The sequence below is a fragment of the Micromonospora sp. LOL_015 genome, assembly GCF_048060275.1.
In the GTDB taxonomy this organism is placed as follows: Bacteria; Actinomycetota; Actinomycetes; order Mycobacteriales; family Micromonosporaceae; genus Micromonospora_E.
The window spans coordinates 1-20,337 of sequence record NZ_JBHMIO010000062.1 but is presented as its reverse complement, the minus strand read 5'-3'; the positions used below and the strand labels follow the sequence as shown (position 1 = coordinate 20,337).

Sequence of the window (20,337 nt, the reverse complement as noted above, 5' to 3'; positions counted from 1 at the left end):
ACCATCCACATCTACCGGGTCCAGCCACCACCAAGATCAACTTAAGCTACGTGGCATTGGGCCCAGGCCGAGGTCCGTTCCTAGGCCTGGGGCAGGGCTGAAACCGGGGCCCGGGTTGTAGCCGGGGCCGGGGCCGGCTGGCTGGACTCCTGCCAACAGATCGCCGGTGGTGTGGGCCCGCACGTCGTCGGGGGCCGCGTCACCGGCGAAGCGGGTTCCTGGCAACGACCCGAAATTGCGATCGAGCTGTATCGATTCACTTGTCTGTCCGGCGGGAACACCAAGTGCCACACGTTGCCGTGCGAAGGCCGGGCGGGGCAGGGCCGGACGTCCCGCCGGCCGGCACACGACAGGGGACAGCGCACGACAGGAAGGAGTCAGGTGCATGAGAGTCAGACGAAACTGCTGCTCGGCATGGCGATGTCGCTGGTCGCCGCCGGCCTGGTCGTCCCGGCGCTCCGGCCGGCGTACGCGGCGTCGTTGGTCCAGGTGACCAACTTCGGTAACAACCCGGGCGGGATGCAGATGCACGTCTACGTGCCGGACGGCCGTCCGGCGAACCCGGCGATCGTCGTGGCGATGCACGGCTGCGGCGGATCCGGGCCCGGCTTCTACTCCGGCAGTGAGTTCGCCTCACTGTCCGACCGGTACGGCTTCATCGTGATCTACCCGACCGCCACCCAGCAGGCCGGCTTCGGCAACTGCTTCGACGTCTGGTCCGAGGCGGCGAAGCGGCGGGGCGGCGGCAGCGACCCGGTGTCGATCATGTCGATGGTCCAGTACGCCCAGCAGCAGTACGGTGGCGACCCCAACCGGGTGTACGCCACCGGCAGTTCGTCCGGCGGCATGATGACCAATCACATGCTGGCCGTCTACCCGGACGTGTTCAAGGCCGGGTCGGCCTTCATGGGAGTTCCGTACAACTGTTTCGCCAACGCGGCGGACTATCCGCCGTGGAGCAGTCAGTGCACCGGCGGCAACATGAACCGAACACCGCAGCAGTGGGGTGACCGCCGCCATTTCGCTGACAGCTCCGGCATCGTCCAGGTCGAGGCGTACAGCATCCAGGGCGCCGGCCACAGCCTGCCGAGCGGCGGCATGGCCGCCGTTGCCATCGAGTTCTTCGGGTTGACCTCGACCCCACCGCCGACGACCGCACCGCCACCGACGACGGCTCCGCCACCCGCCGGTGCCTGCCGGGTCGCGGCCACCATCACCGCCTGGAACAACGGGCTGACCGGGAACTTTCGGATCACCAACACCGGTTCCAGCGCCGTCAACGGCTGGTCGCTGTTCTTCACCCTGCCCGGTGGGCAGACCATCACCGGGGCTGGAACGCCAGCTACTCACCGAGTTCGGGGCAGGTGACGGCCCGCAACATGTCCTACGACGCCAGTATCCCGGTCAACGGCTCGGTGGACATCGGCTTCCAGGCCACCCACACCGGCAACGCCGGGGCGCCGAGCTCGTTCACCCTCAACGGTGCCGCCTGCACGGTCAGCTGACCAGCGGCTCCAACGCCGGTCCGGACAGGCTGGAACACCGGTCCGGACCGGCGGACAGGGAGAGTCCCCGGGCACCACCGAACGGTGATGCCCGGGGACTCTGTCCCGCAGTAGTCGTCGACGTCGACCTCGACGTCCGGCGGGTTCGGTCTACTCGTAGTGGTAGGGCCAGTACATGTACCGGCCGCTGACCCGCTTCCTGCCGGCCAGTCGGGCGGCCAGGTGGCGCAGTGTCCGCATGGCTACCTCCTCGCTCGATCGAGGTGAGTGATTCTTATGACCATTGCACACCGGTTGCCTTTATGCAACGGAATGTGATCACGACTTTCCGTCGACAAAACGGGCCAGCAGGCCGGCCGGTGCGAGCCGGCCGGCGAACCGCAGCCGGATGGCGGCGGTGTTCGACGACTCCACCGAACCGCGCTGGGCCAGCCGGGAGACGGTGAGGGTGAGCTGGCGCATGGTCAACGCCGTACCGATGCAGACCCGGGGCCCGGCGCCGAAGGGCAGGAACGCCGCCCCCGGTGCCGGCCGACCGGCGGCCCACCGGCCGGGGTCGAACTCGTCGGGCCGCTGCCACCACCGTGGATCCCGGTGGATCAGGTAGGCGCCGATCAGCACCTCGTCGCCGGGTCGCAGCGTCCACGGACCCAACCCGGTGGTCGTACGGGCGGTCCGCGTCATCAGCCACGCCGGCGGATACAGCCGCAGCGCCTCGTTGACCACGGCCTCGGCCAGCGGTAGCCGGGCCGCCGGCGGCGGGTCGCCGGACCCGGCCGGCCCGCCCGCCTCCGCCCGCAGCGCGGCGACAAGCTCCGGTCGGCCGGCGAGTTCCCAGACCAGCGAGGTCAGCGCGGCGGCCGGCACGCCGTGTCCGCCGAGCAGGACCGGGCGCAGCGTCGACACGACCGCCCGGTCCGGCATGGCCGGCCGGGCGGCCAGCAGCACGTCCAGCAGGTCCGGTGTGGACGTGCCGGCCTTGCTGGACGTGCCGGCCCGACGGCGTCGCACCACCGACAGCAGGGCGTCGGTGAACGCGCGGTGCGCGCGGAAGAACCGACGGTTGCGGCGCACCGGCAGCCAGGCCGCGAACCCGTACTTCGCGGTCTCGAACGGCGCGGTGGCGGCGACGCCCTCGGCGAGCAGCTCCGGGAACCCTGTGGCGTCCACGCCAAAGCAATAATCGGCGATCGTCGCGGCGGCGTACCGTCGCATCATCGCCAGCACGTCGGTTTCCCGGCCGGCGGCCGCGTCGAGGGCCGCGTCGAGGATCTCGACGGTACGCCCGTCGAAGGCGGTGCTGGCCTGCCGGTCGAGACCGGCCCACGCGGCCCGCCGGGCCGGCATCCAGGCCTCGGCCCGCTCGGCGGCCCGGTCGAGATCGGGCCGGGCGTCGAACGGGGCCAGTTCGGGCAGGAACGCGTTGCCCGGCCGGGTGAGCACGTCGTGGGCCAGCTCCGGGTCGATCACGAACACGGTGCGGTCGTCGAAGGTGAACACGTCGCCGTACTCGCGGTGATTGCGCTCGATGAAGCCGATCCGGTCGGCCTCGTAGGCCGGGGTGTTGCCGGTGAGCCAGTGCCCGCGCGGCCCCGGTGGCCGGTCGCCCTGCTTCAACGGTGCCATCTGCGACTCCTAACCGAGTGCAGGACCCCGCTACCGAGGTCCTGCCTTCTTCCCGGTGTCCGACGGGCTGTCTACGCCTGGTGGTAGTACCACCACTCGTACCGGCCGCTGATCCGTCTCCTGCCCACCAGTCGGGCTGCCAGGTGCCGCAACATCCGCATGTCCACCTCCTCGATCGGATTAGGTGAATGCTCTTCCTGATCGTGTCACCTGAGGATGCCGCACACAACGCCATCGCAGCGGAACAGCTTTGTTGCGCCTGCTCGGATGGTGCCGGCGGGATGCCGGAACCGTCGTCGGCGAGGCCAGGCGTGGTCAGGTTCGGTGCGGCCTCAGACGTCGCGTCGAAGGGAGACCGTCGCCGCCACCGTGCCAACGACCCCGATCCAGCCGAGCAGGACGATCAGCCCGGTCACCAGTTCCGGCACGGCGACCGCAGCAGCGTCCGATACTCCGGCCAGCAGCCGACCGGCCCGCTCCGGCAGGACACCGGCGACGCCGGTGAACCCGGCCAGCACCGGGCAGACCACGAACACCAGCCCGAGCGTCACGGCCAACCCTGGTAGGACTCCGCGCAGCGCGACCGCGACGGCGTGGCCGAGCAGCCCGACCAGGACCAGATAGCCGGCCGCGCCGACCGACGTCTGCACAGCAGCCCACCCGACCGGCCGCTCGGCACCGGCGATCCAACCGGTCGTCAGGCCGGCGCCCAGCACCGCCGTGGCGGTGAGCGCGGCGACAAACAGGTGCGCCGCCGCCCGACCGGCGAGCACTGCCCGCCGATCCGGGCAGGCGACCAGGGCGGTCCGCAGCAGGCCGCCGGCGTACTCGGCCGCGCCGCCGAGGACCCCGATGATGATCGGGCCCGCCTGCAGGATGGGAACCGCCCGGCAGATCAGGGCCACGGCGTCGACATCCGCCGGCCCGCCCTCGCCGGTCGACTGGGCCGTGGCGACCGTGGTGGCGACGACGGCGACCGCCGTGCCGGCCGTCCCGCCGACCGTGGCGACGACACCCGGCAGCGTCCGCAGCTTGACCAGCTCGGCCGCGACGACGTCGCCGAAACCGCCGGTCACACGTCGCGCCGATGGAGTACCCCGTCGCTGGGCGACCTGCCGGGGATCGTCGACGCGGCCCGGGATGGTGGGCTGCCCGCCGTGCTCGACCTGGCAGAGCTGGGCACAGTCTCGCCCGGGGTGCAGCTGGCGGTGTGTGCGGTGGTCCGGGAAGGACTCGGCAAGACCGCCCGGCACGCCGGGCCGACCGACGTCCGGGTCAGGGTGCACCGCGACGGGGACGCGGTGGTCGCCAGCGTCCGTGACGGCGGACCCGTTGCCGGGTGGTGCCCGCAGCCCGGTGCCGGCCACGGGCTGACCGGGCTACGCGAGCGGGCGGACGCCCTCGGCGGGTCGCTGCACGCCGGTCCGGTCGGTTCCGGGTTCCACCTGGTGGCGCGGCTACCCGAGCCTGGGGCGGCGGGGTGACGCCGGCGCGCCGGCCGGTGCGGGTCCTGGTCGCCGACGATCAACCGTTGCTGCGGCACAGCCTCGCCATCGTGATCGACAGCGTCGACGACCTGGTGGTGGTCGGTGCGGCCGCCACCGGCGCGGACGCGGTGACCCTCACACGGCAGCTGCGCCCGGACGTCGTCCTGATGGACGTCCGGATGCCCGGCGGGGACGGCATCGCCGCCACTCGCGCGATCACCGGCGACGGCACGCTGCGCGTCGTGCGGGTGGTGGTGCTCACCATGTTCGAGCTCGACGAGTACGTGTACGGAGCGTTGCGTGCCGGCGCGAGCGGATTCCTGCTCAAGGACACCCATCCGGACCGGCTGCTCGACGCCGTCCGGCGGATCCACGCGGGGGAGTCGTCGTTCGCTCCCAGCGTCCTGGCCCGGATTCTGGAGCACTACGTGGACCGTGCCGACCGGCGCGCCGGGCGTCGGACGCCCACCCTCGACGGCTCACCGACCGGGAAAAGCAGGTGCTGGTCCAGGTCGCCGAGGGGTCGTCCAATGACGACATCGCGCAGGTACTGACCATTTAGGTAAAGACCGTCAAGACTCACATCGGCAACCTGCTGGCCAAGCTGGCCGCCCGGGACCGGGCACAGCTGGTGATCGCGGCGTACGAGAGCAACCTGGTCCATTCGCGACCTGTGCCCATCATAAACGATGACTGCGGCCCCGAGGAAGGTCGGCGGCTTCTGACGAGTCCTTGAGCCTGACGAGTCCTTGGGCCTGACGATTCCGCTGGTATGACGAGAAGGGCCGGATGGATTCGGCGATGTCACGCGACGTCGACCGGTGGCGCTGCGGAACCGGTTGTGGCCGGCGGCCGGAGTGGGCGTGATCATCCCACCCCGGCCGTCCGGACCGGACGTCCTCAGTGGTGATGCAGCGGCCGGGTGACCGCGGCGAAGGCGTCGACGATGCCGTGGCCGTAGAAGCCGTTGAAGCTGGTGCCGCCGTCGCAGTAGGCATCCCATTCGGGGGACCGGCCCTCGTCGGCGTAGGACACGAGGCGCGGCTCGGGGCAGGCCGTGTCGGCGGCGGTCCGGTACAGGTGCCGTTCCACCTTGTCCGGGTCCAGGGTCAGCCCGCCCCGGCGTCCGTCGCGCTTGCCGTACCGGCTGACGATCAGCGCCGCCACCCCGGAGACGTGCGGTGACGCCATCGAGGTGCCCTGCAGGTAGGTGTAGTATCCGCACACCCCGGCCGACGTGCATTCCTTGAACACGTACGACTCGGCGTCCGGCACGATGTTGCCGTCGGCGTCGACCACACCCTCCTCCTGCAGCACGTGCAGCGGGTACGACGACAGGATGGTGTTGTCGTAGGTCCGGTGGGTCGGCGTGCCGTAGCCGTCGCGGAACCAGCCGCCGGGCGCGGCGACCGAGATTTCCTCGGTGCCGTAGTTGGAGTAGTCCGCCTTGGCCTTTGACGGGCCGAGCGCCGACACACCGATCACGTGCGCGCCTTCGACCGGCAGGTCCCAGCAGGTGTCGTTGTCGATGGTGCGCAGCCGGGGGGTGCCGCCGTAGTTGGGGCTGGACGAGTCCGGGCGGGGGTCGCCCAGGTCCTCGTGGTTGTTGCCGAGCGAGCCGACCAGGGTGACGCCCCGCTTGTGCGCGTACCGCAGTGCCCGGTTGACCGCCTCGATGGTGGCCCGCTGCGACGCCTGCTCCTCGGCGGAGTCGGCCGGGTTGTCCAGGCAGTTGTACAGCCACGGGTCGATGTAGAACGACATGTTGACCACGTCGATGCCGGCGTCACCGGCGTAGACCAGGGCGTTGACCACCGAGTCGAGGAAGAAGTAGCCGGAGTCCTGGCCGCCCTTGAGCGCCACCAGCGTAACGTTGGGGGCGACGCCGGACAGGCCGAAGCGGTTCGCGGCGGCGCCGATGGTCCCGGCGACGTGGGTGCCGTGGCCGCTGTCGTCCCGGTCGACCGGGTCCAGGCAGGACTCGGCCTCGCAGGGGCCGTCGATGTCTGGGATGTCGGGGGCGAAGTTGCGCGACAGCGAGTAGCTGAAGTTGGGCCGGATGTCCGGGTGCTGCCCGTCGACGCCGGTGTCCAGGATGCCGACGGTGACCCGCCGGTCGCCCGGCTCGACCCGGCGTGACTTGTCCGCCCGCATCATCGGCAGGCCCCACAGCTTGTCGTCCAGCGGGTCCATCCGGGTGCCGCGCCGCCCGGCCGCCCCGGCGGATGCCGCGCCGGCGATGCGGTGCTCCTGCTCCACCGCGTCGAAGCGCTGGCGTGGCGCGTACCCGATGGCCCGCTTCTCCGCCGCGCCGAGCAGCGCGGGAGCGGCGGCGACCTTGGCGGCGAATCCGGCGTCGTCGGTGACGACCTGGTACATGCCCACGTCGGTGGTGCTGCCGGTGACGGTGCCGCCGGCGGCCTCGATGGCCGCTCTCGCCTCGGCGGTGCCGGTGCCGGCCTCGGCGACCACCGTGTACTCGGCGACGTCGCCCGAGGCGCCGGGGGCGGCGGCGGCCGGTCCGGCCGGTACGGCGCCCAGCAGGGCCAGCGCGGTCGCGGTCGCGACGGCGCCGGCGGTGAAGCGTTTGCTCACCACATCGTTCCTCTCGTGGAGTGTGCTGGTTTCACACTGAAGTTGGACGGCGACTCTTCGCGGTCTCGGGGGGTACTGTACCGCCGGTTGATCTCGAGTCGGACCGCCAGTTCGGCCGAAGTGGTTCGTGGAATCCTCGCTGGACACTTTGTGGGATGAGCGCCGCCATGCCTCGATGGTCGACAGTGGCTCAGACGAACTTATTGTCCTAACCCGAGACGTACTCGTCGGTGGTGTAGATCGTGATCGACTCCGGGTGGCCAAGGTGGTGTTCGGAAGAGCATGCGCCATCCGCCCTGATAGATATTTCCTGGCGGCTTGATGTTGTCCGGGTCGACGTGAGAAGTGGTGAGTCGGTTGACTATGCTCCCCGTCTGATTCGGCAATCGGGGCCCGGTGGCCAGTTATCTGCCGTGCCGCACGGACCTGCACAGTCGAGATGCGGGAGTGATTGCGTATGTTCAAAGTTGGTCGGGTTATCCTGGTGCGTCGTTGGTCGGTAATGGTGGTCCGGATCGCGCTGGTGGTCGGTGCCGGACTGGTCACACTGTGGTGGGACCAAGCGGAGCAGGCGGCCGTCGTCCTGTCCGCACTGGCGGGAGCAGCTCTGATCGGTGCGCTGCCGGCCCGGTCCGACAGGTCGGCGCTGGAGCCGGCTCCCGGCCGGCGACTGCCCGACATCGGCGAGCGGGGAGAAGAAGCGGCCGGTCGTGTCCACCAATCCCCTGGTCCGGCAGGTCCTGCAGCCGCGGTGCCGGCGGAGATGCGGGTCACCGCCACCGGTGCGGCAACGGCCACCGCAGGCGGGGCGGCGGTCAGCGGTCTGAGCGCACCGGCCCACGCGGTGCCGCCGAGGGTGGACGTTTCGAACACCGGCGACGCAGAGGCCTTCGGCGACGGCAGCATCGCGACAAGCGGGGTCCATCTCAGCTGACTCGGGTGGTACGGGTGATCTGGCACACGCGACAGACGGGCGACACAGTCACCGCTGCTGGAACGGGGCCGGCAGCGGCCATCGGCGACCGATCGATCGCCGTGAGCGGCATCTTCTTCAGCTTGTTTGGGCCTTTTGGCTACCGCGACCGGGGCAGTCGTGGAACTTCCATCGTCGCCGAACGACTGGCCAGGCAGGTGCACGACCAGTTGGATGAGGAGATGAGACAGGTCGGCCCGCAGGCTCGGATTTCGTTGCGCAAACCGTCGCGGTCCGGCCTGGCGCACAATGACCGAGTTGTGTACGGCAGTGATGACGTCGCCATGCGCTGGTCGACCGGATTCTCCAGCGAATCGCTCGCCGACCTCGCCGACGCCTTCGAGCGGCTACCCAGGCGGCGTCTCGTCCTGCTCGGGGCGGAAGGCGCCGGCAAGACCGCTGTGTCGGTGGCGCTCGCCCACGAGTTGCTGTCCCGGCGTGGGTCGTCCCAGCCTGGGACGACCCAGCCGAACCGGCCGATCCCGGTGTTGTTCCCGCTGGGCGCCAGCGACCCAGGTGATCTCCTAACCTACCGTCCACCCAGCTCGCGACGGCGGGTGCCGCAGCCAGGGCCGTTCGACCAGTGGCTGGCCCGGCAGCTGGTCAGCCGGTACGGGTGGGCCTTCGGTGGACCGCGACGGCGCGCCCTGCGCCACGCGCTGACGTTGGTACGCGACGGCCGAGTGCTCCCGATTCTCGACGAGTTCGACGCGTGGGCGGGTTCTTCCGCGCGGGCGGTCACGATGATCGGCGACAGCCCGCATCCGATCATCGTGAACTGCCGCAGCGACGAGTACACGTCCGCTGTCAATGGAGTGTACGAACACTGGTACCGCGTCCCGCTCGACGGTGCGGCCGTGCTCGAACTGCAGCCGGTGCCGCCGGAGCAGGCCACGGCCTACCTGCGCCAGGTGACACCCGATCACCATCAGGCCAAGTGGGACGAGGTGTTCGCCCGTCTCGACCGCTCGCCGGACGGACCACTGGCCGAGGCGATGGCGACGCCGATCATGCTCTGGCTGGCCGGCATCGGGTACGGTGCCCGGGACGCCGGTCCCGGCGGCCTGCTGGACGCGAGCCGGTTCCCTGACCGGACGAGCGTCCAGAGCCGGCTGATCGACACCTTCATCGATGCCGGCGATCCCGATCGGCGCGACCCGGACTGGGCGCGGCGGCACTGGGCACCTCTGGCGTTCCTCGCCGCGCGGCTGCGGCGCAGCGGGACCAGCGAGCTCGCGTGGTGGAGGCTGCCGGCGGAGCTGCCACCACATCTGACGGGAGCCGTCCTGGGTGGTCTCGGCGGGGTCTGCACGGTGCTCACCGTGATCGCCGGAGCAGCCCTTGGCCGGTGGACGGACGTGGTCACGACCTTGGGCCCGGACATGGCCGGCAGGGTCGGGTTGTGGGCCGCGATGGACGTAGTGCCGGTCGGAATCGCCTTCGCGGTGGTCGTCGCCCTGCTGACTGGCATCGCCGGGTGGCAGGCCGCGCGGCGGTCACCGGCTCCGGTCACCTTTACCTGGCGGCTCGGCTCGCGGCCGCGGATCCTGATCGAGGAGTCGACAAGGGGCGCGGCGTTCGGGGCCGCCGGAGCCACACTGTTCGTGGCGATTCTGATGGTGTTGTTCGGCCGCGACCCGGCCAGGCACATGGCGCCGGCCGGCTACCTGATCGCGGTGCCGGCCGGCGCGGTCATGCTGCTGATGCAGGGCCAGGTCATGACGGACACGACGCAGGGGGACCGGCCGTCCGGGGTGCTGCGCAACGACCGCAGGGCCGCGCTGGTGAGCATGGCGTTCAGCGCGATCGTGACCGGCGTGCTCGCCGGGCTCGTGCTCAAGCTCGTGGTCAGACCCGCCGACAATCCGCCCGTACTGGCCACGGCCTTCACGTTCGGCGTAGGTGCGGCGATCGTGCGGGGTGCCCGAGCGGCCTGGCTGCACTTCACGATCGCGCGTATCTGGCTGGCTGCGCGCAGCCCGCTGCCGTGGCAACTGATACGTTTCCTCGATCAGGCGTACGAGTCACGGCACAAGGGACTCCGTCGGGTAGGCGGTGTGTACGAGTTTCGGCACCGGTTGCTGCGGGAGCGTCTGGCCCACCGCTGGGAGAACCAGCACCCCGAGCCCGTACGCCGTGACGGGCGCCGTCGATGGTGGGTGGCCATGACGGCCGGCTGTGCCCTGGTGGTGACCGCGGGCGCGGTCGGAGCCACCGGCGGTCCGAGCCGGACCACACCCACCGTCGCGTGTGACGCGGTGGCCGCCCACCGGCCGGTCGAAGCCCCCGTGCCGGTCGTGCTGCACCGCACCGGCTGCGTCCTGCGAGCGACGACGGACGTGTTCACCAACTATCGCGACAAGATCGACGCCGACACCGGCGAGCCTGGCCGTGGCAGCACCGAGCGGCTGGTCGGCCCGGTCCGCGATGGTGGCTTGGCCGACCTCATCGTCGAGTACCACCGGATCCGCAGCGCGTCGGACACACCCTCGTTCGCGCTCGTTCGGGCTGGCCGGCCGGGCGGCTACCAAACGTGTCGCACGTTTCAGCAGCGACCAGGCCGGTTGGTGGCCACGATCCGGCACAGCGAGATCCGTCGCGGCGACCAGCTGTGCGTGCTGACCGACGAGCGGCGTACCGCGCTGGTCCAGGTCGTCGAACCGCCGACTCCGCCCCGACCCCGGATGGTGGTCGACGTCACGGTCTGGGCGGACCGGTGAAGCCTGGGCGACCAACCTTTGCGGGCACTGCGGGTGGCCTCGTCGTCGCGCCGGCGCAGCGCCGGTTCAGTGCGTCTTACCGAGTCGCCAGTAGCCGGTGAAGCTGATCCGGCGCTTCGGGACACCGATGTCCACCAGATGACGGCGGGCCCCGGCGGGCAGGGCCTGCTCGCCGGCGAAGTAGGCGGACACCGTGGTCGGACTGTCGGTCGTCCAGGCCTGCACCGCGGCGAGCGCGAGGCTGCCCGGCCGGGTTCCGGCCGGGCGGGGCAGCCAGCGCACCTCGAACCCGGCGGGCGCGTCGACCTGCTGGGCGTCGGCGGGGTCGGGGATCTCGACCACGGCCAGGCCGGTGGCGTCGCGCGGCAGGTCCCGCAGGATGCCGACGATCGCCGCCAGCGCGGTCTCGTCGCCGGCCAGCAGATGGAACGTGGTGTCGGGGGCGGTCTCGTAGCCGCAGCCCTGGTCGAGCAGGGCTACGGTGTCACCGGCCTTGGTGCGTTGCACCCAGCGGCTGGCGACTCCCTCGTCGCCGTGCACGACGAAGTCGATGTCGAGTTCGCGGGCCTGCGGCCGGAACGCGCGGACAGTGTAGTTGCGCAGGTGCGGCCGGGTCGCCGACGGGATCCGCAGGTACTTCAGGTAGCCGATGGTGTCGGCCCGGTTGGGCAGGTCGAAGGTGGTCTCGCCGTGCTCCTGTGGCAGGTATAGCCGGAACCAGTGGTCGAAGCCGTGGTCGGGAAGGCGCTGCAACTGGTCGCCGCCGAGGGTGACCCGGATGAAGTTGGGACTGATCCGTTCGGTGCCGACGACGTTCACCACACACAGCGTGGTGTGCTTCTTGGCGTCCTTGAAGCTCATCATTCTCCGTAAGGTCGCGCGGGAGCGCGCCCGGCCGAGCGACAGCGGCCGGTGCGGCTGGTGTGGCCACGGACTCCCGGATCGATAAGGGCAGGCTTGCCTAACCTTAGTTGGTCGTGCCGGTGTCCGGAAGGCCGACCCCTCGCGGTACCGGGTCCGGCAGCAACGGCCCGCGCCACGCCGAAGCGCGTCCGGTCACTGGGTGAGCTCGGCGACCTCCTCGGCGGTCAACCGGCGCCGCGACACGCCTCCGGGTTGTCCAGCTCGGCGAAGCGGTGCGGGGCGAGCAGGGCGCGGACGATCGCCTCCTGTGCCGTCGGCGTTCGGCGGGGATTTTCCCATGCAGTGCCCGACTCCCCGGCGGTCCGGAAGGTTCCATCGGTCGCCCGGTGGGCGGTCAGCCGGTGTCGCCGGTCGGGGTCGCCGGGGCCGGATGGCAGCCGGGCGGGTCCTCCGGCTGTGCCCGGCCACAGTAGAAGACCTCTGTGGGTTCCCGGTCGACCTGCGGCACGCTGGCCACGTACATCAGCGACAGTCGCTTCTCCACCGGCTCGCCGGTGTCGGCCGAGAACCGGGTCGGCCCGGTCACCCCCGGGTACGCCGCCGCGGCATTCTGGCGCAGTACCTCGGTGAAGACCGCGACCGGGCTGACCGCCCGCGCGTCCCACGGCCGGGAGCCGACGTTCAGCCGGGCCGCGAGCTGCTCCACCGCCGCGATCAGCATCATCGTCGCGTCGTAGGCCAGCGCCACCCGTTCGCCGACCGGCGGACCGGAGCCGTCCACGCACCGCCGCTCGCCGAGCAGGTCGTCGCGGCGGATCAGGTCGAGGAACCGGCGGCGTGACTCGTCGGCGACCGCGTCGGCCACCAGCCTGGTGCACATCGCCAACGCGGCCTTCGACACGTACGTCACCGGCAGGTTGCCCGGTGCATTCGCCCGCAGCTGGTGATTGGCCAGGTACCGGTTGACCGAGTCGTCGGCCACCAGGTGCAGCGGGGGATCGTTCCGGCAGCCCCGCAGCGCCTCCAGGAACTCGTCGAACTCCGAGTACCGGCCGGCGAAGAAGAGTAAACCGGGGTAGCCGCATTCGTGACCGAGCGAGTCGCCCACCCGGAACGGCCGCGCGGTGGCCTGCTCACCGAGCCGGTCGGTCAGGCCGGTGACCAGCGTGTTGACGTACAGGTCGTCGGCGAGTGGGCTGTTGTCGCCGGTGGTGTAGTAGAGGTGCGCCTCGGACAGGTCGAGCACCCGGGTGGCGTACGCCGACACCAGCTCGGCCTGGTCGGCGTTGGGCGGGACCATCTGCAGGTACAGCCGCGAGTTGCGGTGCAGCCCGTCGGCGGACAGCGTCGGTGCGACCGCCGGCAGCCCCACCTCGTTGAGTCGCCGCAGCGCCCGTGCCGTGGTGGTGCGGCTCTCCACCAGGCCGACCACGCCGACCACCGTCGGATCCCGGCGGGCCAGCCCGGCCAGCAGTTCCACCGTCCGCTCCGCGTGTCGCATCTGCTTGCCACCGTTGGCCACCACGATGCGCAGCAGCGCCTGGCCGTCGGTGCTCGCCGACGCCTTCATCCGGGCGTACTGGGCAACCGCCATCCCTTCCAGCTCTTCGCGTTCGGAGACGTAGGAGACCTCCCGGGGACCGGTCCGCTGGCCGGTCATGATGCCCAGATAGACCAGCGTCATCAGCGGGCGTCGGCGCTGGCTGCTCCGCCAGACCTGCATGACCTCCTCGTTCTGCCGGAAGATGCGGTCCTGTACCCCGCGCAGCGCGTCCTGGCCCGGGTCGTGGTTGAACACGTATGCCAGATTGTCGCTGTAGCCGATGCACTCCCCGTCGATCAGTCGCAGCGAGATCTCGCCCTGCCCCGGGTGCGGCAGACAACCGGGACCCCACCGCCCGCCGGCCCAGAACAGCCCACCGGCGAGCAGGGCCAGGCCCGGAAGACCACGTCCGGGACCGCCTGCAGGACCAGCCAGAGCAGTAACCGGTACGCGGTGGCGAACATGGTCTCGGCGTCCGAGGCGCCGCTGAGGTTCTCGGTGGCGGGCCGGCGGCGCCAGGCACGCAGCATCTGGGTGAGCCGGGCCCGGCGTTCGGTGACCTCGACGTCGGCCAGCCGCTGGTCCATCAGCCAGCGGGCCAGCGGATAGTGGCGGAAGGTGAACGGCTCACCGCCGAACGCGTCGAGGGCGAGCTGGTGGTACACCGCGTCGAGCAGCGGGCGGATCCCGGCTCCGTCGGGGAACTCGGCGGCGTCGACGTCGACGTGCGGCACCCGGCGGCGGGCCGGCCGGCGCAGCCGGCGCAGCACCCCGGCGTGCACCTCGGACCCGGCGGCGCCAACCGCCACGACGACCGGCAGGTCGTCCTCGCCGCGCCGGGGCCGGCGCAGCAGCCGGCCGACGAGGGCCAGCAACTCGGCCACGCCCCGGGAGACGAGCCGGTCACGTGCCCGGTCAGCACCGGCCTCCAAGGTCACCTCGGCACTCCGATCCTGCAGTTGAGCGGACGGTCCATCCAGTGTCGGTCAGGCAGGCCACCCGCTGGCTTACGGACCGGACGATTAGGGCAGAATGCCCGGCGGTTCTGACGGGAATCCGTCAGGGCCACGGCCAGGGCAGGACGATGAACCGTTGTCATGAGCGGGGCCGGTAGGAAGGTGAAAGCGGATAAGACCGGCGTGGATGATTAAAGTGGATCTTCCACTGTCCCGGGCGGACATCATCCGGAAACCTCCGTCAGTACTATCACTGACATGTCACGTCGACAACAGCTCGTGGACCAGACGGCTACCCAGGAGTCGGGCGGGGTGACCGACGGGGTGCGGCCGGGGACGCAGGATCCCGGGTCGGCAGTGGACCCCGCCACCGAGCCACCGCGTCGCCGTCGCCGCAGGTTGCGGATCGTTCTGTCGGTGCTCGTGGTCCTGGCGCTGCTCGTCGGCGGTGGGCTGCTCGCCGGTGGGCTCTACCTGCGGTCGATCGAGTCCGGGATCGAGCGGGTGGAGGCGTTCGTGGACGTGCCGGAGGAGTTCCGGCCGGAGAAGGTGACCACCGCCACGAACATCCTCATCCTCGGCAGCGATACCCGGGACCCGCACAGCACGTCGGGCTCCCGCAGTGACACGATCATCCTGGCGCACATCGCGGCCGACCGGCAGAGCGCCCAGCTGATCTCCATTCCCCGGGACACCTGGGTCTTCGTGCCGGAAAACCAGGAAGGAACATACGGCGGACGGGAAGCGAAGATCAACGCCGCGTATGCCTGGGGTGGTATCCCGCTGATGGTGCAGACCGTCGAGGAGTTCACCGGAGTACGGGTGGACAACGTCGCCCTGGTGGACTTCGCCGGATTCCGGGAGATCGTCGACGCGCTCGGCGGGGTCGAGATCGACGTCGAGGAGGCGTTCACCTCCAACCATTCCCTCAACCCTGACAACCGACGGTCGTTCGCCGCCGGCCCGCAGACGATGGACGGCGCGGCGGCCCTCGACTACGCCCGCGAGCGGTACGCCTTCGCCGATGGCGACTTCGCCCGGATCCGCCACCAGCAGCAGGTCATCAAGGCCATCCTCGAGAAGGCAGCCTCCGGTGGGGTGCTGTCCAGCCCGGCCACGCTGAACTCGTTCATCCGGGCCACGGCCGACGCGGCGGCGGTCGACGAGACGTTGTCCCTGCTCGACTTCGGAATGGACCTGCGACACCTGCGCGGCGACGACCTCACCTTCGTCACCAGCCCGACCGAAGGCACCGGGCGGGTCGGTGACGAGAGCGTGGTGTTCGCCGACACCGAGGCGGCCGACTCCTTCTACGACGCGGTCCGTCGCGACGCGGTCGACGAGATCCTCGCCGCGGCGCAGTGACCTCCGGCACCGACCACCAGCCCCGCTCCACCGAACCGGGAAGGCATGGCCAAGTCGTGGAAGCGCCGTTGCTGCCGCTGGTGCCCCGGCCACGGCCGGACGTGGGGCCGGACCCGTCGGCTGGCGCCACCGCGGTCCTGCCGTACGCCGGTTCACGGGCGTCGAGCCGCACCCGGCCGCTACGGGCCTGGATGATCGCCGCCCCGGTGGACCTCGCCGCGTTGCTCGCTCCGCTGCTGATCTCCGACCGGTACTGGCGGGGCACCCTGTTCATGGCGGCGTTGACCATCGCCGTCTTCGCGTTCAGCGGGCTCTACCGGGCCAGACGCCATGTCAGCTTCCTCGACGAACTGCCGACCCTGTGTGGACGCCTGCTCACCGCGTCCGGCACCGTCGCGATCATCGCCGGGCTGCGGCACGACTCGGTGGAGTATGTGGCCGACCTGATGCGGGGGATCGCCGTTTCGGCCGTACTGCTGATCATCGGACGCTCGATCACCCGGGCGGTGGTGGTCTTCGCCCGCCGCCGCCGCTGGGTCGAACACAACGCCCTGATCCTGGGCAGCGGGCCGGTCGCGGCCGAGCTGGCCCGGCTGATGCGCCGCTACCCCAGCTACGGCCTGCGGTTCGCCGGCTGCGTGGACTCGGCCGCCCGGCAGACCGAGGGTGCGTCGTTGCCGCTGGTCGGGACCTTCGACGACCTCGGCCGGCTGATCGACATGGTCGAGTGCGACGTGCTCATCATCGCCGATCCGGACTGCCCCGAAGCCGGACTGATGGATCTGCTGCGCCGACCCGAGTGCGCCAGCCAGGACCTCTGGGCGGTGGCCAGACTGTGGGGGTCGGGATCGTACGGGCGGCAACCCGACCACATCGGCGCGATCCCGCTGGTCCACGTACGGCACATCGCCCTGTCCGGGCCGCGCTGGATGGTGAAACGGGCCTCCGACGTGGCACTCGCCTCGGTGGCGCTGGTCCTGCTCAGCCCGGTGCTCGGCCTGTGCGCGCTGGCCACCTTCATCGATGGCGGCCGAGGGATCTTCTTCCGGCAGGAGCGTATCGGCCAGCACGGTAGGACCTTCGACGTGATCAAGTTCCGGTCGATGCGTCCGGAGACCGACCAGGAGGCCCGGACCACCTGGTCGATCGCCCACGACCGCCGAGTCAGCCTGATCGGTCGGTTCATGCGACGTACGTCGCTCGACGAGCTGCCACAACTGTGGAACATCCTGCGCGGCGACATGACCGTGGTCGGTCCCCGGCCGGAACGCCCGTACTTCGTGGCGAAGTTCTCCGCCGAGCTGCCCGGCTACGCGATGCGCCACCGGGTACCGGTGGGACTCACCGGGCTGGCCCAGGTCAGTGGTCTGCGGGGGGACACGCCAATCTCCGACCGGGCCCGGTTCGACAACTTCTACATCGAGCACTGGTCGCTGTGGCTGGACATCAAGGTGCTGCTGCGTACCGTCGCCGAGGTGCTCCGTGGCCGCGGGCGCTGATCCAGCCGACCGGCACACCGACGCAGACGAGGGGAGTTCACGGAGTTGACGACACCGCTTGCCGGCCGTTCGGTCGCACTCGTCCATGAGTGGTTCGGCGACACCGGCGGGTCAGAGCAGGTGTTCCGGCGGATCGCCGACCTCGTCCCGCACGCCCAACGGTTCGTGTTGTGGTCCGACCCCGGGGTGACCGACCGGGGCCTGCGGGAATCCTGGCTGGCCCGGACACCGCTGCGCCGCAGCAAGACCCTCGCCCTGCCGCTGATGCCGCTGGTGTGGCGAACCCTCAGCCGGGAGCACTTCGACGTGGTCCTGTCGTCCAGCCACGCCTTCGCGCATACCGTACGGCTCGGTGCGCCGGGGCGGACCCGGCATCTGAGCTACGTCCACTCGCCGGCCCGCTACGTGTGGAGCCCCGCCTACGACGGCCGCGGCTCCGGCCGGCTGCTCGCCCTGCCCCGGCGGGCCCTGCAGACGGTGGACGTGCGGCTCAGCCGGCACGTGGCCAGCTACGCCGCGAACTCCCGTGAGGTGCGGGACAGGATCCGGCGGTTCTGGCACCGCGACGCGGTGGTCATCCATCCGCCAGTCGACGTCGACTACTTCGCCACCGCCCAGCCGGACGAACCCGTCGCGCAACGCGACTACCTGCTCGGGGTGGGGCGCTGGATCCCGTACAAGAACTTCGATCTGATCATCTCGATCGCCGCGGCCGCCCGGATGCCGGTGGTCATTGCCGGCTCCGGGCCCCAGGAGGCCAGTCTGCGTCGGCACGCCGACCGGGTCGGCGCCGAGGTGACCTTCGAGGTACGTCCGGACCGGGCCCGGCTGCGGCAGCTCTACCGGGGGGCCCGGGCGCTGCTCTTCCCGGTGCACGAGGACTTCGGCATCATCCCGGTCGAGGCCCAGGCCTGCGGTACGCCGGTCCTCGGGCTGCGTCGTGGTGGGCTGCTGGAAACCGTCGTCGACGGTGCGACCGGACACCTCGTCGACTCGACCCGGGCCGACGACTACGTCCCGCTGCTGCGTCGGCTCGACCAGCTCGACGCCGCCGGCATCCAGGCACACGCCAAGTCGTTCGCCGCGGCCGAGTTCGCCGCGAAACTCGCCGACTGGATCGAAGCCGAGTGTGGCTGACGGCACGCCGCCAGCCGGCTACAGCAGCAGCGAGCTGCGGAGATAGTTCGCGATCATGCGCAGTGGGCTGGCCCCGTCGGCCGGGCCGGTCAGCCGCAGCACCAGCTGCCGGTCGATCGACCCGTCCTGCCCGCCGCGCCAGTAGGCGACCATCACCAGACCGTGCCGCCGCTCACCGCCGACCCGCAGCGTGCTGATTTCGGCGTACGCGGTCGCGATGCCTGCCTGCAGCCACCGCTGACTCCACGCCTCCTCGGCCTGGCGCATCCTCGCCTGCCGGTCCGGGGTGCACCGCTGTGGACAGGGCCGGACCACGACCTCGCCACCGACCTCCTGCTGCTGCTCGCCGAACGTGCCGCTGCACCGCAGGCGGCGGGTCTGCGGGGCCAGGTCGTCGGGGACGGGGGAGCAGTCCCAGCTCCACGGCACCTTGAGGATCAGACCCACGTCGGCCAGGTCGGTGTAGGTGCGGACCGTGTCCTCCGGGGTGAACCGGGGCCAGTCGGCCCGCCAGGAGCTCTCCACCGGTGGCTCCAAACCGGGCTGGTGCGCGGGGGCCAGCGGCGGGATGCCATCCTGCGGAGGGCCGCTCGGCGGGGTGTCGACCGCCCGGCCCGGCGTCGCGCTCGCTCCGGACCGTGGTGGGTTCTCGGCGGACCGCTCCGGCCACCAGATCACGGCGGCACCGGCCAGCAGGACCGCCACGACCGCCGCCCCGGCCAGCAGCGGGCCCGGAACGCGTCGGCGCGGTGGTTCGGCCGGGGCGAACCGGGGCACCGGAGGGTACGCCGGCTGGTGGGCCAGGGCCGGTGGTCGCTCGGCTGCCGGGCCGACCGCGCCCTGCGGTCCGGCCGGTTGGTACTCCTGGCCGAGGGCGAGGAAGATCCGCTCCGCCCCTTCACCGGGCCCGGCAGCAGCGCAGGCGACCCAGGGGATCCGGGCGGTGAAGTTCGCGTATCGGAAGGCCGGCGCTCCCGCCGCCGGGTCGGCCAGCGCCTCGGCGGCCGAGGAGAACGCTTCCCGCCACCGTTCATCGGCGGCCACATCGGCGTCGAGGATCGCCACGGTGATCTGCTCGCCGTGGGGTTCCACAGCCGACCAGACGCTGCCCGCCGGACACGATCCCAGCATCTCGACGAGCCGGTACGGATCTACCGGTTGCATTCGACCTCCCGCCCCTGTGTCCTGCCGGGATCATAGCGACTGAGAGTGACCGCATTGCTGCTCTGGGTTAGAGACACGGCTGGGGCCTCGCGAACCTGTCCGCACCGTCGACCGGTCAGGCGGCGGCGTCGCGTACCCATGCCTCGGCGTGCGGACCGGCGCCGACGATCCGGAGCAACTGGACCGACTGGGCCGGGTCATCCACCGTGACGAAGTAGGAGTTGCCCCGCCGTACATGCTGGTGCACGGCCAGGCCGAGCGCGTCACCCGCCTGGGTCAGCGCGGTCAACGCAGCCGGATCCGGCACCCGGACCCGGACCTGGCTGCGGCGGCGGGAGCCGTTGGCGACCAGCAGCGCCGCCCGCCACATCGTCCGGGCGGCCGGCGTGCGCAGACCCGGCCGGGCGTGCGGTCCGACCTGCTCAGCTGCCGTCTGCCACAGCCGCGCGAGCCAGCCGAGCACCTCGTCGGCCCGACCGCTGGGGACGAGTACGTCGAACCGGTCCCGGTCGTCGCGTCCGCTCATCCGGGCGGTGGTGGCGATCCGTACTCCGGGGAACTCGCCGTCGATCACGGTGGCCACCCGGTGGGCGAGCGCCGGGTAGGCGGTGCTGACCAAACTGACCAGCCCGGAGCGCCGCTGCCACGGCACCGGCCGCAGCAGATGGGTCACGGTGGCGGTCTCCACTCTGGGCAGCCGGTCGGCCGGAACCGCTGCGGCGACCGCGTCGAGCAACCTGCGGTGCGGGATGGCGCCCCACCGGCCAGCGGACGCACCGCCGCACCGGCGGGGCTGGGCGTCAACCGACACGGTCGACCTCCTCGTCCTCGACGAGGGACTGGTACGCGGGCTTGATGACGTCGTCGATGACCGCCAGCCGCTCGTCGAACGGGATGAACGCA

General features: G+C 71.1%; 15 protein-coding genes and 2 pseudogenes. 9 read left to right on the top strand and 8 right to left on the bottom strand.

Annotated features, from left to right (window positions below):
• Positions 1–414: 414 nt before the first annotated feature.
• Positions 415–1,505, top strand: a pseudogene (locus ACFHWU_RS26695) (PHB depolymerase family esterase).
• A gap of 318 nt (positions 1,506–1,823) precedes the next feature.
• On the opposite strand, the gene ACFHWU_RS26690 reads toward ACFHWU_RS26695, so the two are convergent.
• Together ACFHWU_RS26690 and ACFHWU_RS26685 are read right to left on the bottom strand one after the other, a co-directional pair.
• Positions 1,824–3,131, bottom strand: a complete 1,308-nt coding sequence (locus ACFHWU_RS26690; RefSeq protein WP_416591974.1) for a cytochrome P450 — start codon at positions 3,129–3,131, stop codon at positions 1,824–1,826.
• Positions 3,132–3,463: 332 nt separating this feature from the next.
• Positions 3,464–4,207: a hypothetical protein gene (locus ACFHWU_RS26685; RefSeq protein ID WP_416591973.1), complete on the bottom strand. Its 744-nt coding sequence runs from the start codon at positions 4,205–4,207 to the stop codon at positions 3,464–3,466.
• An 81-nt stretch (positions 4,208–4,288) separates the two neighbouring features.
• On the opposite strand from ACFHWU_RS26685, the gene ACFHWU_RS26680 reads away from it, so the two are divergent.
• From ACFHWU_RS26680 to ACFHWU_RS26670, 3 genes and pseudogenes are all read left to right on the top strand, one after another.
• Complete coding sequence (locus ACFHWU_RS26680) at positions 4,289–4,615, top strand: sensor histidine kinase (RefSeq protein WP_416556860.1); 327 nt, start codon at positions 4,289–4,291, stop codon at positions 4,613–4,615.
• Entirely contained in the window at positions 4,612–5,172 is a 561-nt protein-coding gene (locus tag ACFHWU_RS26675; RefSeq protein ID WP_416591972.1) for a response regulator, read from the top strand. Before ACFHWU_RS26680 ends, ACFHWU_RS26675 begins: the two co-directional genes overlap by 4 nt.
• Positions 5,118–5,354 (top strand): annotated as a pseudogene (locus tag ACFHWU_RS26670) (response regulator transcription factor). The gene ACFHWU_RS26675 and the pseudogene ACFHWU_RS26670 overlap by 55 nt, the downstream one beginning before the upstream one ends.
• Positions 5,355–5,518: 164 nt before the next feature.
• Here ACFHWU_RS26670 and ACFHWU_RS26665 read toward each other — a convergent pair.
• Positions 5,519–7,213, bottom strand: coding sequence for a S8 family serine peptidase (locus ACFHWU_RS26665; RefSeq protein ID WP_416591971.1), 1,695 nt, complete (start codon positions 7,211–7,213; stop codon positions 5,519–5,521).
• 484 nt (positions 7,214–7,697) lie between these two features.
• On the opposite strand from ACFHWU_RS26665, the gene ACFHWU_RS26660 reads away from it, so the two are divergent.
• Positions 7,698–8,147 carry a hypothetical protein gene (locus tag ACFHWU_RS26660; RefSeq protein WP_416556862.1) on the top strand — a complete coding sequence of 150 codons (450 nt, stop codon included), beginning with the start codon at positions 7,698–7,700 and terminating at the stop codon, positions 8,145–8,147.
• A 299-nt stretch (positions 8,148–8,446) separates the two neighbouring features.
• The gene (locus ACFHWU_RS26655) at positions 8,447–10,906 is read left to right on the top strand and encodes a hypothetical protein (RefSeq protein WP_416591970.1); all 2,460 of its coding nucleotides are present in this window, start codon (positions 8,447–8,449) and stop codon (positions 10,904–10,906) included.
• A gap of 66 nt (positions 10,907–10,972) precedes the next feature.
• Here ACFHWU_RS26655 and ACFHWU_RS26650 read toward each other — a convergent pair whose 3' ends face one another.
• The 3 genes from ACFHWU_RS26650 to ACFHWU_RS26640 all read right to left on the bottom strand — a co-directional run bounded on the left by ACFHWU_RS26650 (position 10,973) and on the right by ACFHWU_RS26640 (position 14,251).
• Positions 10,973–11,770, bottom strand: a complete 798-nt coding sequence (locus ACFHWU_RS26650) for a siderophore-interacting protein (RefSeq protein WP_416591969.1) — start codon at positions 11,768–11,770, stop codon at positions 10,973–10,975.
• A 394-nt stretch (positions 11,771–12,164) separates the two neighbouring features.
• The gene (locus ACFHWU_RS26645; RefSeq protein ID WP_416591968.1) at positions 12,165–13,568 is read right to left on the bottom strand and encodes a hypothetical protein; all 1,404 of its coding nucleotides are present in this window, start codon (positions 13,566–13,568) and stop codon (positions 12,165–12,167) included.
• A 41-nt stretch (positions 13,569–13,609) separates the two neighbouring features.
• The gene (locus tag ACFHWU_RS26640; protein WP_416569335.1) at positions 13,610–14,251 is read right to left on the bottom strand and encodes a hypothetical protein; all 642 of its coding nucleotides are present in this window, start codon (positions 14,249–14,251) and stop codon (positions 13,610–13,612) included.
• A gap of 276 nt (positions 14,252–14,527) precedes the next feature.
• On the opposite strand from ACFHWU_RS26640, the gene ACFHWU_RS26635 reads away from it, so the two are divergent.
• The 3 genes from ACFHWU_RS26635 to ACFHWU_RS26625 are packed head-to-tail and all read left to right on the top strand — an operon-like array spanning position 14,528 to position 18,270.
• The gene (locus ACFHWU_RS26635; protein ID WP_416591967.1) at positions 14,528–15,634 is read left to right on the top strand and encodes an LCP family protein; all 1,107 of its coding nucleotides are present in this window, start codon (positions 14,528–14,530) and stop codon (positions 15,632–15,634) included.
• Positions 15,635–15,690: 56 nt separating this feature from the next.
• Positions 15,691–17,133 (top strand): sugar transferase, encoded by a 1,443-nt coding sequence (locus tag ACFHWU_RS26630; RefSeq protein ID WP_416556868.1) that lies wholly within the window; start codon positions 15,691–15,693, stop codon positions 17,131–17,133.
• Between the two features lie 45 nt (positions 17,134–17,178).
• Positions 17,179–18,270, top strand: coding sequence for a glycosyltransferase (locus tag ACFHWU_RS26625; protein ID WP_416591966.1), 1,092 nt, complete (start codon positions 17,179–17,181; stop codon positions 18,268–18,270).
• 18 nt (positions 18,271–18,288) lie between these two features.
• Here ACFHWU_RS26625 and ACFHWU_RS26620 read toward each other — a convergent pair whose 3' ends face one another.
• Together ACFHWU_RS26620 and ACFHWU_RS26615 are read right to left on the bottom strand one after the other, a co-directional pair.
• Positions 18,289–19,434, bottom strand: coding sequence for a hypothetical protein (locus ACFHWU_RS26620; protein WP_416556870.1), 1,146 nt, complete (start codon positions 19,432–19,434; stop codon positions 18,289–18,291).
• A 115-nt stretch (positions 19,435–19,549) separates the two neighbouring features.
• Positions 19,550–20,245, bottom strand: a complete 696-nt coding sequence (locus ACFHWU_RS26615; RefSeq protein ID WP_416556871.1) for a hypothetical protein — start codon at positions 20,243–20,245, stop codon at positions 19,550–19,552.
• Positions 20,246–20,337: the final 92 nt, after the last annotated feature.

What these genes read in the sequence shown, in the direction of transcription:
- ACFHWU_RS26690 (WP_416591974.1), bottom strand. Translation starts at nt 3,131, where the DNA reads ATGGCACCGTTGAAGCAGGGCGACCGGCCACCGGGGCCGCGCGGGCAC.
- ACFHWU_RS26650 (WP_416591969.1), bottom strand. Translation starts at nt 11,770, where the DNA reads ATGATGAGCTTCAAGGACGCCAAGAAGCACACCACGCTGTGTGTGGTG.
- ACFHWU_RS26635 (WP_416591967.1), top strand. Translation starts at nt 14,528, where the DNA reads ATGTCACGTCGACAACAGCTCGTGGACCAGACGGCTACCCAGGAGTCG.
- ACFHWU_RS26620 (WP_416556870.1), bottom strand. Translation starts at nt 19,434, where the DNA reads ATGCAACCGGTAGATCCGTACCGGCTCGTCGAGATGCTGGGATCGTGT.